Source organism: Micrococcus lylae NBRC 15355 (assembly GCF_001570885.1).
GTDB lineage: Bacteria > Actinomycetota > Actinomycetes > Actinomycetales > Micrococcaceae > Micrococcus > Micrococcus lylae.
Window position 1 is genome coordinate 1 of the sequence record NZ_BCSN01000059.1, and the last position, 15491, is coordinate 15491.

Below are 15491 nucleotides of genomic sequence, written 5' to 3' on the forward strand. Positions count from 1 at the left end.
GCCGAGGTGCCCCAAACGCACTCACCTGTGATCGTGCGCGTATGCGCAGTATCAGTCTATAGAAGTGCTCCCGTGCCAGTGAGTCTCCCTTGTCGCTGCACCGCTTGAGTAGACGTGCTGCCTCCGATATGGCTCGGCCGTGGTGCGATTATTCGCGTTGATCCTGACCCAGCGATGGCTGTTTGGTTGTCGTTGCGCTGCCGACGCTACAGGCACGACCTTCGGCGAGGGATGGGTCGGTTCCGCGTTACCGCTTCTTCCGTGCTGGCGATGTCCTGCATCCACGTCTTGCAACTCAGGTTGACAGACTTGCTTGTGCAACGTAGGTTGACAGTATGGAGTCTTCACAGGTCGCCGAGGTCGCGGCGGACACCACTGACCCGAGAGCGGGGCTGCGAGCGGTCGCGTCGTTGCGGGTGCTTACGGACACGCTGGAGTTGCGGCAAGTCGAGGCAGCGCTGCGGGCGGGGATGACGTGGCAAGAGATCGCCGATGCGCTCGGGGTGAGCCGTCAGGCCGCGCACAAGAAACATTCCAAGAGGGTCGATCCCTCGATCCCTATGGCCAGGAGGAAGTCATGAGTAAGTTCGTTCAGGCCGCACAGACGAGTCAGGTGCTGTCTTTGACGGCGTTGGAGGAGGCGTCGCGGCAGGGGCTCCGGGAGGCGGACATCGAGCACCTCTTCCTCGCGCTCGTGCTGTCGGACCAGGTCGCGGGCCGTGTGCTCCGGGAGATGGGGATCGGCATCGACGATGCGCGCCGGGCCGTGCGCGAGCAGCATGACGCGCAGCTGGCGTCCCTGGGCGTACGGGCGACGCTGCCCGATCCTGGACGGATCGTGTTCCACGAGACTGACGGGTACGAGTTGAAGCAGCGCGCCGCTGACCTGATCGGGCGTGCAGGCGGGAAGAGCCGGGACGGCAGTGCGGCGGCAGTGCTCCGGGAACTCGTCGCCGAGCCGAGCGGTCTGATCGCGGACATTTTGCACCGGCTGGATGCCACACCACAGGAAGTCTTGGAACGCCTCGACCGGAGTGTTGCGGATGGTGTGGCGGCAGTATCTGAGCCGAGCCTGTCGAAGAGCCGGGCTTCCGGTTCTCAGGAGACGTTCGTTCCCGCGTCAGCCGACGAGGTGTGGGACTTCCTTGCCGACCCTGTGCGCGTGCCCGAGTGGGAGGTCAGCGTTGGCCAGATCGAAAGCGCCACCCGAGAAGTACGCCCCGGGTCTGTCTGGGAGGGCCGAGCACCCGAGGCGCGCCCTGACGGGAAGCCTGTGAAGATCAGGCCGCCTTTCCGTCGTCGCTTGATCGAACTTGTCACCGCAGAATGCCCTCACCGGGTGGCGTGGAGGTTCGTCTATCCCGATGCACCGCAGAGCCGCCCGATCCTTAACGAGTTCACGCTTGCACCGACGACCGGTGGCACGCAGGTCACCATCACCACCTCATGGACCAGGCACACGGGATGGCGGCGTCTTGTCGGCGTGCCGTTGCGCCCGATGCAGAAACTCATGGTCTGGCTTCGCCTGTTCCAGACCGGCAGCGCCATCAGCCGGGCTTTCCGATAACGCGCACCGAAGACGATCACGAAAGACATGATGAACGCCTCTGAATCTCCGATTGACGATATCGACGACACAAAGTCGGGCAGCCCTGCGGTCCCGTTCCGAGAAGGTATCGCGCTGTTGTGGTCGTACTCGCGTCCGCATCTGCGAACCCTCATCATCGGCGTGCTACTGGGGTTGTTCGCGACGGCGATCACGCTTGCGACACCGATGGTAACCAAGTGGGTGCTCGACTCGCTCGGCACTGATCTCGATCTTGCCGGACCAGTCTCGGTGCTGGTACTGATCTTGATCGTCGGGATCATCGCGAATCTTGCGCAGAGCGTGCTGCTGGGCAGGCTCTCGGAACGTATTGTGCTGGATGCTCGCCGTGGCCTGGTCAGCCGGTTCTTCCTTGCGAAGCTGGAACAGATTCAGCGCTTCCGCACCGGCGAACTCGTCACCCGCGTGACCAGCGACACGCTGCTCTTGCGAGAGGCGACGACGAACAGTCTCGTGCAACTCATCAACGGCCTGGTGTCATTGGTCGGAACCATCGTGTTGATGGCGCTCCTCGATTGGCCTCTCCTGTTGACCACGCTCCTCGCGCTGGTCGTGGTCGGCGCTTTGTTCGGTGTGCTCGTCCCGCAGATCGGTAGAGCCGACAAGCGTGCCCAGGATGCCATCGGAGAGCTTGGTGCGACATTGGAGGGCGGGGTGCGAGCCCTGCGTACGGTGAAGTCCAGCCGCGCTGAGCACCGCGAGATCGCACGCGTGAACACGAAAGCCGAAGAGTCTGCCCGGCACGCTATCCGTTCGGTCTGGTTCTCGGCACTGGCGTGGACGGTCGCGGGCGGCGGGATGCAGCTGGCGATCATCGTCATCCTCGGCCTCGGCGCGGGACGCGTCGCGCTCGGCGAGCTTGCCGTGTCCAGTCTGGTCGCGTTCCTGCTGTATGCCTTCAACATCGTCGACCCGATCACCTCACTGGCCGGAGCATTCGCCACCCTCCAGAGCGGCCTCGCCGCCGCCGCGCGCATCCGTGAGACCGAACACCTCGAACTCGAAGACACGCACGCTCGCCCCGCCGATGCATCTGCCCACCTGAGCGTCCCCGATGCCCCGGTGCTCGCGCTCCGTGCGGTCACAGCGGGCTATGCCGACGCAGAAGCCCCCGCGCTGCGCGACGTAACATTCGCCATCCCACGGCAGGGGCATATCGCGCTCGTAGGCCCGTCCGGTGCTGGAAAGACCACTGTCTTCTCGCTGCTGCTCCGCTTCATCGACCCTGCCGCGGGGCGGCTTGAACTGAACGGCGTCCCCTACGACCGGTTGAGCATTGATGATGTCAGGTCCCACATCGCCTACGTCGAACAGGAGACCCCGGTGATCCCCAGCACTGTTCGCGACAACGTGCTCTTCCGCGCTCCCGACGCCACCGACGACGAAGCATGGGAGGCGCTGACGTCGGTGCGCCTCGATCAGAAGATTCGCTCCCTGAATGGCGGGCTGAACGCGGACGTTGCCGAGACCAGTCTCTCTGGTGGGGAGCGTCAGCGCCTCGCCGTCGCACGAGCGCTGGTGCGCCGCCCGAATGTGCTGCTGCTGGACGAGGCAACCGCCCAGCTCGACGCGACTACCGAAGCGGCCATCCAGCACGTCATCGCCACCGCTTCGCGAGAGGGCGCGGTCGTCACTATCGCGCACCGTCTATCCACCGTGCTCGATGCCGACCAGATCATCGTCCTCGAAAACGGTGGTGTGCGAGATGCAGGAACCCACCGCGAACTCCTCACCCGCGACCCCCTCTACCAAGAGTTCATCGCCGCGCTACGCATCCACACTGACACCGACCTCGCCCCGACCGAAGCGTAGGAACGGTCCGAGGACCTCACCGGAATATGCAACAGACAGGGGTCACAGGCGCACGCGCCGAAGGAGGGTGGCTCACAGTCCGATCCCGCGTTCAGGTTGCGAATCTGGGCCTCGACGCGACACCGGTTCGGGCGAGGAGAGTTGGCGTTGACGGTGTTCGGCTTGCTGTTGCGCAAGTTCCCGCTCCACGCGTTTGGTCTCGATGAGCTCGGCGGCGTCAATCGCGGGGAGGTTGCGGAGTTCCTCACTCTCGGCACGAAGGTGCGCTGCACGGGCGCGAGCATCACGGGCATTGCGTCGAGGATTGATGCCGCGCATCCCGTACTGGTGAGCGCGCGCGTTCTCGGCCCCGAATTCGCTCGCCAAAAGCGTCAGGTGCTCATTGCGGTGACGCTCACCCGTTGCAACTCGTTCGGAACGGGCGGCCTCGACTGCTTGGTCGCCGTCTCTCACGCGGGGATCGCTCTCTGCTGCCTGTTGGGCGACGTGTGCGGCCCATTCGGATAGCGCGCCGGGAGTTCGTGGCGGTTCAGCTTCCCACACTTCACGGAGGCGTGTCCGCGCGGCATGCACTTGTTCGCTCGCGGCGCGGTGCTCATCGCGAGCTTTACGCCGCCCAAACCGCCCGACAGCTGCGAGGCGTGTGTTCGTCGTGTTCTCTGCTTGGACGGTGGCGAGGTACGCCACGCCGTCGCGTTCAGCTTGCTTAACGAGAGGTGCGGCGACCTCGGAACGCACTCGTGTGGCTTCCTCTTCGACCCGGCGAAGCGCGGCGGTGCTCTCGTCGTTCTCGGCACGATGCGCGGCGCGCTGGGCGTCGAGCCTATTCGCGGTCTGCTCCCACCGCTCGGCCTGCTGGTCGGCGCGCTCAGCTTCACGGTCGAGTCTGGCGAGTTCTTCCGTGACGCGGCGTATGGGGCCGTTCTTGACGACTCCGCGCACTGATTCGGCTGCTTGTGCGGTGGCGTGGTCGAGGCCACGATCTGCGGGGTCGCTTTCCATCGCTGTGACGAACTGCGCTCTCGCGTCGGTCATGTCCTCGGCGATGACGTGCAGCCGGTTCTGCTCGCGGCCTCGGGTCATGCCGACGTAGGCGCCTGCCGCGCTTGTCGCCTCGGTCAGGAACGTGCGCGAGAAGTTGACGGTTGCGCCTTGGACTCCGTAGGCGGTGGCTGCGTAGGACAGGTGCGCGTGCTCGCTCACATACTCAGACGGGAGGGCGACGATGCGCGCGTTTCTGCGCCCGCTGACGGCTTCTCGCGCATAGACGGTGCCATCGTTCTCGACGTGCTGGACGATCCACTGCTGCCGATTCGCCACGCCCAGGTCACTGTCGTTCTTGCGGGTTTGGATCAGGTCACCGGCCCCGATAGGTAGGTCGTCGCTGCCGGTCGCCGTGATCGTGTCATCGACCTCGCCGCCCTCGACGCGTCCAGCACGGATGCGCTCGTTCAGGACGGTGGCTTCGTCGTTCGTCGCGACGGTGATCGCCTCACCCTCGCGCGTGTGCTTGGTGATGTGGTCGCGGGCCTGCTCCTCGTTCGCGTGCAGGGTGATGAGTCCCATTGCGGCGAGTCGGTCGAACGCGTCGCCGGGGTTCTCCCGGTCACGCATCGTCAGGGTGAGGGCCGCGTAGTCGGGGTCGGCAAACCTGTGCAGTTCGGTCATGTCGTAGGTACGGCCCCTGATCTGCGAGGCCATGTCGAGCACCCCGCCCCGGCCTACGGCGGGGAGCTGTGCGCGGTCGCCGACGAGCGCGACCGTCGCTCCTGCCTCGGCGGTGATGGTGAGGAGTGCGTGGGTGGTGTCTTGGTCGAGCATCCCGGCCTCGTCTACGATCACCCGCTCTCCCCGGCGCAGCACTGCATCGTGCGGCGGGCCGGTGTAGGTTCGTCCGCTGTCGGGGTCGGTGTCGCCGGGGTGCAGGCGTGTCCATGCGCCGTCATGGTTCCAGCGCCATCCGTGGGCGTGCACGAGCGCCGTGACCGATGTGGCGGGTACGCCGAGTTCGTCGTGCGCGACTTGCGCAGCGCGCAGCGTCGGCGCAACCACCCTCGACGCCCGACCGTGCTCGGCGGCGATGTCGATGGCGGTGCGCAGCATCGTCGTCTTCCCGCTCCCCGCAGCACCCTCCACGATCACCAACGGATCAGAAGATGCGACCGCGGCAGCAGCGACCGTTTGCCCCTCGTCCAGCCCTATCGCTTGTGCAGCTCTGGTCACGTCCGGGTGTGCTGGCTCTTGCTCCGGTGTGGCGGCGGCGAGTCGGTCACGCAGCGCAGTCTCAGCGGCGACCACGGTGAGGCTGGTCAGGTGCGCGACGTGCTCCGGCATCGCCGCGTCCGGCGGCAGCACAGAAAAGCAATCAGAGACAGCAAGACCGGTCGCCAAGGTGATGAACTCCCGTAGCTCGGCGGGGGTTGCGTGCACGCCGTGTTCGGTGGTGATGCGGGTGACGTGCTCCTGCACCGTGTGCCTTGTCCACGCCGACGATGCGGCAGCGCACCGATCCAGCGCTCGTGATGCAACTTCCTGCACCACAAGGTCATCCAGCAACACCGAGGGGCGCACGCTGCGGCGTTCGAGGTCGGTGGGGTCGAATCCCGCGTCTCGGAGCTCCTGCTGCCACCACTGCTCGTTCTTCAAGTCGGCGGGCTTCTTACCGGGCCGCTGGTGCGTCCACGCGATGCCCTGCAACCGTGCCGTCATCACCGGACCAAGCGCCTCTCCGGGGTGTGCGGCTTCCCAGTCGGCTTCGAGCCGGTCAAGGTTGCGCCTGATCTGCGCCGACCGCTTTGACATCACGCCATTGAAGGGCTGCAACTCCGCTACTTCGCCGCTCACCGGGTCGAGGGTCAGCCCATGCTTCGCGAGGGTGCGCGCGAGGTGTGGGTGCGCGGCGATCACCGCGGTGCCGAGCGCGCGGATCGCGCCCTGCTGCTTGAACAACGCCGCCGTGTCCAGCGCCCGCCACTTCCCGGCAGCCCACACCCGCGTGCCGATCTGCATATGGATATGCCTGTGCGGATCACCCGCACGAGAAGTCTTGTGCCGGATACCGACCACCTGCATCTGCTCGATAGACAGCACCTCCCGCGCGTCACGTGGCCCGACTCTCGTCACGGAATGCTGACCGAGCCAACGGCGGATCTCCGCGAGAGCATCCTGTTGCGCGGCGTCGAGTGCGTCGGAGACCTCGGGGTGGAGCGCGGCGGCGACCGACAGGCTCTTGGGGGCGTTGATCGTCATCTCCGCGAACAACGGCGACCCCTTGCTGCCCTCGCCGGGATTGCGCGGGGTGCCCATCGACTCGCCCGTGAGCGGGTCATGCCAGTCCACCCACCCCTCGTACTCGACCGCAGTAAGCGAACGGGTGGCGGTGACCTCGCCGCTGGCGTCGAGCACCGTGTACTCGGCGACGGCATCGTCCGCGCCGAGGTAGTACTCGTCAGCGCGCGAACGGTCGGCCTCGACGTACCGGCGCGCAGCAGCACCGCTGCCGCGAAACAGGATCACGCCGCCCTTCACGTTTGCCTCCCTCATGAGTCGTCTCATGAGGGAGGTGCGCACCACGGCCCCGCCGTGGCATACGTGCATCCATAGGGCGGAGTGATCGCCGCGATGGGAGGGGACGAGACAGCCGTATCCGAGGGTCGTGTAGGACGTGGGGTAGGAGACTGTGTGTGATCGAGTGCCGGCTCTTCGGTTTCGAATAGTGGACGGTATTCAGGCCGGCATCGGCGTTCGTGGAGTGGATGATGGGCTTGGACGCCGGGTGGGTCACCGATGGGGCTCTTGGTCTTAATCCCGTTCAGCAGCTCGCTGCGTTCGGGAATGGAGTTGTGTCCCCGTCAAGCAGGCGCAGCACTCATTGGCCTACTCGCGCTCCCTTCTGTGGCCGAGAGTCGACGTTGCCGCCCGGCGATTCTCAAGGTCTCTGGTCGTTGCCTGCCTCGATGTTCCCGTGCAGTGGCAGGCCGTCGAAGAGGTAGCGGTCGAGGGTCGGACCGACGGTCTGGGCGACCTGCTGGATCGAGAGCGAGGCGAGTGGCGGAACCTTCAGCACGTATCGCGCCATGACCAGGCCAAGTAGTTGCGGGCCCGCGAGAGTGACGCGAGCCTCCGCGAAGTCAGCTTCTAGCCGTGGCGCGAGCTGCTCGATGAGCTCACCGGTGACGAAACGCACGAAGATGCGACGGGACTCCTCGTGTGTGCCCAGGTTGCGGACCAAGCCGATGAAGCCCGGTCCGAGCGTGTCGTCTTCGAGGGCGGTGAGGACCGCCAAGAGGTAGCGGGTGCCCGCAGAGTCCGCAGGCGGCGAAGACGCCTGCGCGAGCAGCGCAGGGAACCCCCGGGCGCGGAACGTCTCGGCGATCGTGGTCGTGAAGAGTTCTTCCTTGGTGCCGAAGTAGTAGTGGACCAGCTTCGGGTCGACGCCTGCGGCGTGGCCGATCCTGCGCACGGTTGCTGCTTGGTACCCGTGTTCGCCAAACTCGCGTCTCGCGGCGTCGAGGATCTGCTCGCGCCAGGCGGTGTCCGTCGGCCGCGGGCCGCGTCGAGGGGCGCTCGACTCCCCACCCTCACCCACGATTACTGCCTCCGCTCGGTTGCCTTGCGCCTCAACGTTACCAGCCAGCAGCGTGTTTCACCCGTCGACGAAACGTGGTGTAAGGTAAGTTTCATCGACGGATGAAACCTGGAGGTAGGGGCGGATGCTGGCACTGATCGTGAAGGAGTTCCGGGAGCTTGCCCGGGATCGGCGCACTTTGGCGATGCTGGTGGTGCTGCCCATCGTGCTGTTGGTGATCTTCGGCTACGCGGCGAACTTCTCCGTCGATCGCGTCACTGTGACCGTCATCGGCGCTGAGGCCGACTCTCTGAGTGAGGAGTTGTCGGAGTACGACACGGCTACCGACGGGCTGGACATCGTCGACGTCGACTCCACGCTGACCGAGGCCGACGCGGAAGGGCTTCTGCGCGATCAGGAGTCAGACGCGGTGATCGTAACTACCTCCGGGGTCGACTCGGACTCGGCGCTATCGGACCGGATGCTGGTCTACGTAGACGGCAGCAGCCTGTTCCCTGCGCAGGCTGCTCAGGCCACCTTCGTGCAACTCGCCGCCGAGGATGCGCAGAATCGGATCGCCGACGTTCAGGACGCCGTCGAGGACGCACTCGAACAGGCGGCCGGGTTCGAGGCCCAGATGGAACAGTTCGGAGAGGAGCTGGGCGAGTTCTACGCTGCGATCGAGGCAGCGCTGGCGACAGGACAGCCGTTGCCGGAGGCCCCCACTCCGCCTGACGAGCCGAGCATGCCCGAGCTGCCGGAGATCACTGCTCCCGAGCTGAATCCCGATGAGCTGGTCACGGTGCTGTTCAACCCCGACCTGGAGACATCGTGGGTCATGGTGCCAGGGCTGATCGGACTGATCCTGACCTTCATCGGCACGCTCATCACCAGCATCGGCCTTGTCCGCGAACGTGAGACCGGCACTCTCGAACAACTAGCGGTGATGCCGCTGCGGCCCAGCGCGATCATCCTGGGGAAGATCACCCCGTACTTCCTGCTCGCCATCATCGACATGGCCATCGTCACCGTCCTTGGTGTCTGGCTGTTCGGCGTGCCCTTCGCCGGAAGCCTCTGGCTCTTCGCGATCACCGCCGTGGTGTTCTGCTTCGTGGTCCTCGGAATCGGCGTCCTCATCTCCTCCATCTCACAGAACACCGGACAGGCGATCCAGATGGCGATCATGTTCCTCGTCCCCCAAGTGCTGCTCTCCGGGCTGATCTTCCCCCTGGACTCCATGCCAGTCGGGGTCCGCTGGATCGGCTATATTCTGCCACTGACCTGGTTCCGCGAAATCGCGCAAGGTGTCATGCTGCGCGACGCGGGCCTTACCTCCCTGTGGCTTCCGCTGGTGATCCTCACCGGCATGGCGATCATCGCGTTCGGGGCTGCAACGGCTCGGATGCGGTTCTCTCTCACGCACGGAGGAGCCCGCTGATGATCGCCCTCCACGACGCTTCCGTACGGTTGGGCAAGGTGCAGGCGCTCTCTGGCTTCACCGGCACGTTCCCCGCTGGCGTTGTCACCGCGCTCATCGGCGGCGACGGCGCAGGCAAGTCGACGTTGCTCCGAGCACTGGCCGGACGAGTGACGGTCACGCCAGCACAGAGCATTGCAGTGAACGATCGGCGCGAGATCGGGTATCAGCCCGCCGATGCCGGGGTCTGGCGCAACCTCTCGGTGAACGAGAACATCGAGTTCGTCTCCCGCGTCTATGGCCTAAGCGGTTCACGGACACGTGCTCGCGCCGATGAGTTGCTCCGCCGCGCCGGCCTCGACCATGCGCGGAACCGCGTCGCGGGCCGGCTCTCCGGAGGTATGCGGCAGAAGCTCGGCTTCGTGCTGGCCACACTCCACCAGCCCGGCCTTGTGCTACTGGATGAACCGACGACGGGCGTCGATCCCGTGAGTCGAGGCGAACTCTGGACGCTCATCGCCGGTGCCGCAGCAGACGGCGCCGCCGTCGTGTTCGCAACCACCTACCTGGACGAGGCCGAACGAGCCGCTCAACTTTTCCTCTTGGGTGACGGGAAACTCCTCGCATCCGGCGCACCCGACGACGTCATCGCGCACGCCCCGGGCCGCATCTGGCGAGCATCGACGCGCTCGGAGTCGAGCGTCGAAGAGCGGATGCTCTGGCAGTCACCCCACGCGTGGCGCCGAGGCACAACCGCCTATCTCTGGACACCGGACCCGCATCTACCGGCGCCAGCGGGATTCGAGCCCGACACTCCCGATCTAGAGAACACGAGCATCGCACTCTTGCTCGAAGAAGAAGACACGCACGAGAAGAGGCAACCGACAGCCAAGGAGTCGGTTGATGCCGATCACACCGACCCACGACGTGACGTGACGACGGAGACCCCCGCCAGGACCAGCTCGGCGATACTCGTGCAGGCGAGCGATGTCGAACGCAGATACGGGGCCTTTGCCGCTCTGCGAGGAGTCTCCCTCGACGTCGCTCCCGGCGAGATCGTCGGGCTGCTCGGCGGAAACGGCGCAGGCAAGACCACCCTCATGAGGATCATCCTCGGGCTGGAGAAGCCATCCGCAGGAACGTGCTCACTCTTCGGTGAGGAGCCATCGCTGGAAACCAGACGACGCATCGGATACGTCGCGCAGGGCCTCGGGCTCTATCCCTCGCTCTCGGCGATCGAAAACCTTCACTTCGCCGCATCTGTCCAAGGAGTACCCGTCAGTGCGCGAGCAGCGGAGTTCGCGCACGGCCTGGGTGACGCCCCTGTCGCGAAGCTCCCGCTCGGCGCTCAGCGCGTCCTCGCGTACTACGCCGCATCCCAGCACGACCCCGACCTTCTCATCCTCGATGAACCCACATCTGGCATGGACGCCCTCACCCGCGCTCGCCTCTGGAAAGACCTGCGCGAGACCGCCGAACGCGGAATCGGAATCCTAGTCACCACCCACTACATGCAGGAGGCGGCCCAGTGCGACCGCCTCGTCATCCTCACCGCGGGAGAGGTGTCGGCGAGCGGGACCGCCCAGGAGATCACCGCGAAGCACACGTCTCTGGTGATCCGAACAGATCACTGGGACCAGGCGTTCCGACTTCTCCGCAACGAAGGTCTGCCGGTACTCCTTGACGGTCGTGCAGTCCGTCTCCCCGGCATCACCCGCGCAGAGGCGACCGCGGTGCTCACGCCCATCGCGGGCAAGGTTCACATCAGCGAAAGCAACTCAACTCTGGAAGAAGCCATGATGCTTGCAACGGTCCAGGAGAAAGCGGCTCCGCCGGAAGGAGCATCCTCCCTGCCGTGAGGCACCAGTGACCGTGCCCGAGGCTGATACCCGGTCACTGACGCGATTCACCCCTGTTCTTGCTCGAACGACGACCGCCCATGCGACTCTCGAACCGGTCGCCTACGACTGCGTGAAGGTGATCGTCGTTCGTGCTGGCGGCGCGCTGTTGTTCAGCGAGTTCGGTGTCCAACACGTCAACGTGGGCGACGTGATCGTGCTCGCCGCGAACACGCTCTGCGGTGCCGAGCCCGAGGATTGGGTCACGACGACGACACTGTATCTGGACCGGGACTATGTAGTCGATCAGGTGTTCTGGCAGTACGCTGAGCAGTTCACCGACCGTCTTGATGCGATGCAATTTCTCGACGCTCGCTATGCCGAGCCCGCCCAGGTCGTGCGGCTCGGTGAGGGTCGTGCTGGGCTCCTGATGCCGTGGTTGGACGAGCTCGCTGTGCTCAGCGCAGACGGTCTGCCGCCGGATCGGTTCTATCGCGCGCAAGCGCTGTTGTTCGCCGTCCTGGACGTGATCATGCCGCGTATTGCTGTGACTGCGCACCGTCTCACGGCCTCCCAGCGCTGCGCGGCGTGCCCGTCGCTGCCGAGGCACCGTCAGTTCGAACCCTTGCGTGAAGAAGCCCGTCACGCTGCGCATTTGTTGCGTGGTGAGCTGGCGCGGCGTTGGACGCTGCGCGCGCTGGCAGAGGAGGTCCATCTTTCGCGGTCGCAGTTGGGTCGGGTGTTCGTGGAGGCGTTCGGGAAGTCTCCCATCGCGTATCTCGCGATGCTGCGCGTGGAGCGGATGGCACACCTGCTGCGCACCACCGATACGCCCATCTCGGTGATCGCCAATCAGGTCGGCTGGGGCGATGCGGACTTCGCCGCCCGCCAGTTCCGTCGCAGTGTCGGGGTGCCTCCAAGCCGCTACCGGGCGATGGGCCGGGCGTCGACATCCGGGTGATATCGGCAGCGATCCGGGTGATATCGGCGGGAATCGGGGCATCTACCCCGCGCACTGCTTGATGCGGGTAGTCCAGTAGGGACTCGTCGGGTTCATCGGAGAACCTGGTGGTCGCCTCGTCCGTTCCGTCCGTCTCGTCCTCCTGATCCTCCCGGCGCACTTCATGGCCGCAAGGGTCACCGGCTCGCGCCGTTGGCCCGCCGGGAGGAGGTCGATTGTGGTGACGAACAAGGAAGCCCGAACGGCGCGGGAAACGAAACCCGATGAACTTCAAGAGCGCCAGACGGGTGCGGTCGAACAGCTCGTCACCCGGCACGACTGGCGGCGGGTACTGCGCGGGGCAAGCGGCGCGCCGCTGATGGGCGGCGGGTGTAGGGACGCTCTAGCGGGCGTCCCGGTTTGGGTGCTGGTGGCGCACCTCCCTTTCGGGAGGCGTCACCGTGGACGAGCACTTTACACCTGGCGCAGGCGATCCTGCGGCCCCGGCTGGCTCGGCCAGCCACGGGTTTGAGAGCCCGGAGAGGTTACGTGCCCTGCTGATCCGGCTGCATGAGTCCGGGCCTGCTGCCTGGCGAGGTGATCATGAGGCGGCGGAGCTGATGCGATACACCGCAGTCAAGTACCGGCCGCTGGCCCGCAAGCACGGGCTAGACGCCTGGGATGTTGCCTCGGCAGCGTTCGAGGTCATGCTCACCGCCTCGGCACGGAACGCTGGTAATCCGTGGGCCGTGGTCACCCGCGCCGTGCAGATCACCTGTATCGCCAAGGTACGGGCCGACGGGCTGCTGATCTCGACCGACAAAGCCCGCCGCACCCCCAGACTCGCGGGATTCCACGACGCCATACGGTTCGCTGAACGTGAGGACCTGGCCGACTATCACCCCGCCTTCGCCGTGAACCCTGCCATCGACGACGACGGAGACCCCGACGCCGGTGACGGTATGCGGGTCGCCGGTGTCCTGTCGGAGACGGTGGGGCTGTTCGTGTCGGCGGGCTGGGATGCCGCGCTCGTGGCCGATTGTGTGGAGCATGTGGCCTATCGGCTTGCCGATCTCTCCTCACGGTCGAACGCGGTGGAGGTGCTGCGTCGGGACCGGACCGTGCCGGTGCTGCTGGGTGTGCCGCCACGGTCATGGACCGCCCTGTTGCGGATCGTGTTGGGGCATCCCGCCCCGAAACACACCGGCACCCCGACCGGCGACGGCGTGTTGTTGCGCCTGCTCAGCGGCGAACCCCCGGACTCTCTACGCAATGACGCCGCTCTGACTGACGCGATCCGCGCCGCCCACCCCGACAAACACGCCGCACCGTGAACCCCATTCGTCGGGTGCGCGGGCAGGGCGGCGCACCTGAGAGCATGAGCACCCCTACCGCCGCTGCTGCGTCCGCTGTCACGTCCGCCACCTCCGCTACGTCGTCACCGACGCCTCCGGACGACTCCACGCCGGGAGCGCGTCTGGCTGCTGCTTCGCGTCAGGCGCAGGGCTTCGCCTCGGCGGTGAGCGACCCGGCGGTGCTGGCCGAACTGCGGGAGCTATGTGCCGCACCTTCGCCCACGAGACGAACCGTGGCCGGAACACGCGAAGGCCCCGCACCCTGAACCGTTGCGTCCGTCAGGATGCGGGGCCGACAGCGCCCTGCGAGCGGCGAGGATCAGGCGCGCCAGATGAACTCAACCCGGCGGGCGAGGATGTCGGCACGGTACGCGGTCCGGCGGACGTGGAACGCTTCGACGGTCTCGTTGCGGCGTCTGGCTGGTGTGGCACCGTTCATGCCCTCGGGCAGGGCGTGGACGAGCACGGCTTCCAGGATCAGGCTGGTGGCCTGGTACTGCCACAGTGGAGTGCGGCCCTTCCATTCGGCGGCGACAGTGGTCACGTCAATGCCCGGCCCGGTGTGTTCGGGCATGGCGGCGGCGTATTCGCGCCGGGTGCGTTCGATCCGGTCCGCGATCCTCGCCCGCTGACGAACCCACATCGCTCTATCGATCAGCCCGTCATAGTGGTCGTCATCGAGTTGCGCCAGGCGCTCCCGATCCGCTTCGAGCGTCGCAGCAAGGCCGACACGCGCTGCCACGTCAGCACCCGGCTTCGCCCGCTTCGACGGGCTGAGGGTGATCTGCTCGAAGGTCGCCAGCACCGCCTCCTCCACGAGCTTGGAGATTTCGCCCGAGCGGATCGAGCGGTGACAGCCGCCCCGTGTGGGCTGGATGCACTGGTACACGCTGCCGCGGTGAATCATCGCCGTTCCACAGGTGGAGCAGCGGATCAGCCCTGAGAACGGGTACATGCGTTTCGCTGCGCCGCTGCCGGGCTGATGGTAGTTACGTGCCTGCTTGCGCGCGTCGAGCGCGTCGGAGACTTGCTGCCAGGTGTCCTCGTCCACGATCGCAGGCCACACGGCCCTCACGTGAATCTTTGAGGTCTTGGCACGAGTGCCATCCGGGAGCACCGGGCGGTACTCGCGGACACCTTTGATGGAGGGGCTGCGCAGCACCATCTTGATCGTCTTGTCCGACCATGCGCACCCGTGGGTGGTGAGAATGCCTCGCTCGTTCCAGTCAGTGCGAATCCGGTACAGCGACTCACCGGCCAGCACCCGCTGTACTGCTTCTCGCACCAGCTCGGCGGCCTCGGGGTCGATGACGAGAGTGCCGGACTCGGCGCGGTAGCCGAACGGCACCCTGCCGCCGTGCCAGGTGCCCTCAATGGCTTGCTGCTTCGCTACTCGGGCCACACGCCTCGCGGTGTCTGCCGATGACTTGTTCGCCATCGCCACCAATACCCGCGCCATCGCCACATTGGAATCGGTGTCCAACTGTAGAGAACCGGTCACCGAGCGGACACCGAAACCGCCGAGCACCTTCGCGTCAATCAAGTCCTCCAAATCCCTCGGGTCACGCACCGTGCGATCCAAGTCATACGCGACCATCACCCCAGCCTGCCCGTCGGTCAGGTGTTTGAGCATGGCGCGGAACTCCGGTCGGATCACCCGCCGCACCCGCTCACCCGAGGGCAACGTGATCGTGCGCTGCTTGAACGCCGAGGTGTCGTTCTCCCGGAACACCGCCTCAACCTCCCAGCCATGGGCGGCGGCGTAGGCGCGGCAGTCCGCCTCCTGCCGGTCAACCCCACGCTCGCTACCCTCGGGATCATCACTGATCCTGACGTACACCACCGCCCGCAACGACGGCCCCGGTCCCGTAGCCTGTTCTTGCTGCTCGTGGCCCATCTCTCGGCCCCACCTTCCTACTCTCGTGAGAGGTAGGTGCGTTTACAGAACCTCGGCTA

The 15491-nt window shown here is 65.9% G+C and carries 10 protein-coding genes; 7 read left to right on the top strand and 3 right to left on the bottom strand.

From position 1 onward, the window contains the following. The first annotated feature begins 335 nt into the window (after positions 1–335). From MLY01S_RS10285 to MLY01S_RS10295, 3 genes are read left to right on the top strand one after another with little or no spacing between them, the layout of a single operon-like run. On the top strand, positions 336–581 hold the full coding sequence (locus MLY01S_RS10285; protein ID WP_067191769.1) for a hypothetical protein: 246 nt from the start codon (positions 336–338) through the stop codon (positions 579–581). Further along, positions 578–1567 (top strand): SRPBCC family protein, encoded by a 990-nt coding sequence (locus MLY01S_RS10290; RefSeq protein ID WP_067191771.1) that lies wholly within the window; start codon positions 578–580, stop codon positions 1565–1567. Before MLY01S_RS10285 ends, MLY01S_RS10290 begins: the two co-directional genes overlap by 4 nt. Before the next feature lie 27 nt (positions 1568–1594). Further along, the gene (locus MLY01S_RS10295; RefSeq protein WP_255218021.1) at positions 1595–3418 is read left to right on the top strand and encodes an ABC transporter ATP-binding protein; all 1824 of its coding nucleotides are present in this window, start codon (positions 1595–1597) and stop codon (positions 3416–3418) included. A gap of 72 nt (positions 3419–3490) precedes the next feature. Here the strand turns inward: MLY01S_RS10295 and mobF are convergent, their stop codons facing one another. Both mobF and MLY01S_RS10305 read right to left on the bottom strand, forming a co-directional pair. After that, entirely contained in the window at positions 3491–6961 is a 3471-nt protein-coding gene (gene mobF, locus MLY01S_RS10300) for a MobF family relaxase (RefSeq protein WP_067191773.1), read from the bottom strand. 385 nt (positions 6962–7346) lie between these two features. After that, complete coding sequence (locus tag MLY01S_RS10305; RefSeq protein ID WP_067191775.1) at positions 7347–8006, bottom strand: TetR/AcrR family transcriptional regulator; 660 nt, start codon at positions 8004–8006, stop codon at positions 7347–7349. A gap of 124 nt (positions 8007–8130) precedes the next feature. Here MLY01S_RS10305 and MLY01S_RS10310 point away from each other — a divergent pair, with 124 nt between their 5' ends. From MLY01S_RS10310 to MLY01S_RS10325, 4 genes are all read left to right on the top strand, one after another. Then, entirely contained in the window at positions 8131–9423 is a 1293-nt protein-coding gene (locus tag MLY01S_RS10310) for an ABC transporter permease (RefSeq protein WP_067191777.1), read from the top strand. Continuing rightward, on the top strand, positions 9423–11261 hold the full coding sequence (locus MLY01S_RS10315; protein ID WP_067191779.1) for an ATP-binding cassette domain-containing protein: 1839 nt from the start codon (positions 9423–9425) through the stop codon (positions 11259–11261). The genes MLY01S_RS10310 and MLY01S_RS10315 overlap by 1 nt, the downstream gene beginning before the upstream one ends. A gap of 7 nt (positions 11262–11268) precedes the next feature. Further along, positions 11269–12201: a helix-turn-helix domain-containing protein gene (locus MLY01S_RS10320; RefSeq protein WP_255218022.1), complete on the top strand. Its 933-nt coding sequence runs from the start codon at positions 11269–11271 to the stop codon at positions 12199–12201. Positions 12202–12641: 440 nt separating this feature from the next. Then, positions 12642–13514, top strand: coding sequence for an exopolyphosphatase (locus tag MLY01S_RS10325; RefSeq protein WP_067191781.1), 873 nt, complete (start codon positions 12642–12644; stop codon positions 13512–13514). Positions 13515–13854: 340 nt separating this feature from the next. Here the strand turns inward: MLY01S_RS10325 and MLY01S_RS10330 are convergent, their stop codons facing one another. Beyond that, on the bottom strand, positions 13855–15432 hold the full coding sequence (locus tag MLY01S_RS10330) for a recombinase family protein (protein ID WP_067191783.1): 1578 nt from the start codon (positions 15430–15432) through the stop codon (positions 13855–13857). Positions 15433–15491 lie beyond the last annotated feature (59 nt).

Bases quoted from the DNA above. Each gene is read 5' to 3' on its own strand.
- mobF (WP_067191773.1), bottom strand. From the start codon at position 6,961: ATGAGGGAGGCAAACGTGAAGGGCGGCGTGATCCTGTTTCGCGGCAGC.
- MLY01S_RS10330 (WP_067191783.1), bottom strand. From the start codon at position 15,432: ATGGGCCACGAGCAGCAAGAACAGGCTACGGGACCGGGGCCGTCGTTG.
- MLY01S_RS10295 (WP_255218021.1), top strand. From the start codon at position 1,595: ATGATGAACGCCTCTGAATCTCCGATTGACGATATCGACGACACAAAG.
- MLY01S_RS10290 (WP_067191771.1), top strand. From the start codon at position 578: ATGAGTAAGTTCGTTCAGGCCGCACAGACGAGTCAGGTGCTGTCTTTG.
- MLY01S_RS10285 (WP_067191769.1), top strand. From the start codon at position 336: ATGGAGTCTTCACAGGTCGCCGAGGTCGCGGCGGACACCACTGACCCG.
- MLY01S_RS10310 (WP_067191777.1), top strand. From the start codon at position 8,131: ATGCTGGCACTGATCGTGAAGGAGTTCCGGGAGCTTGCCCGGGATCGG.
- MLY01S_RS10315 (WP_067191779.1), top strand. From the start codon at position 9,423: ATGATCGCCCTCCACGACGCTTCCGTACGGTTGGGCAAGGTGCAGGCG.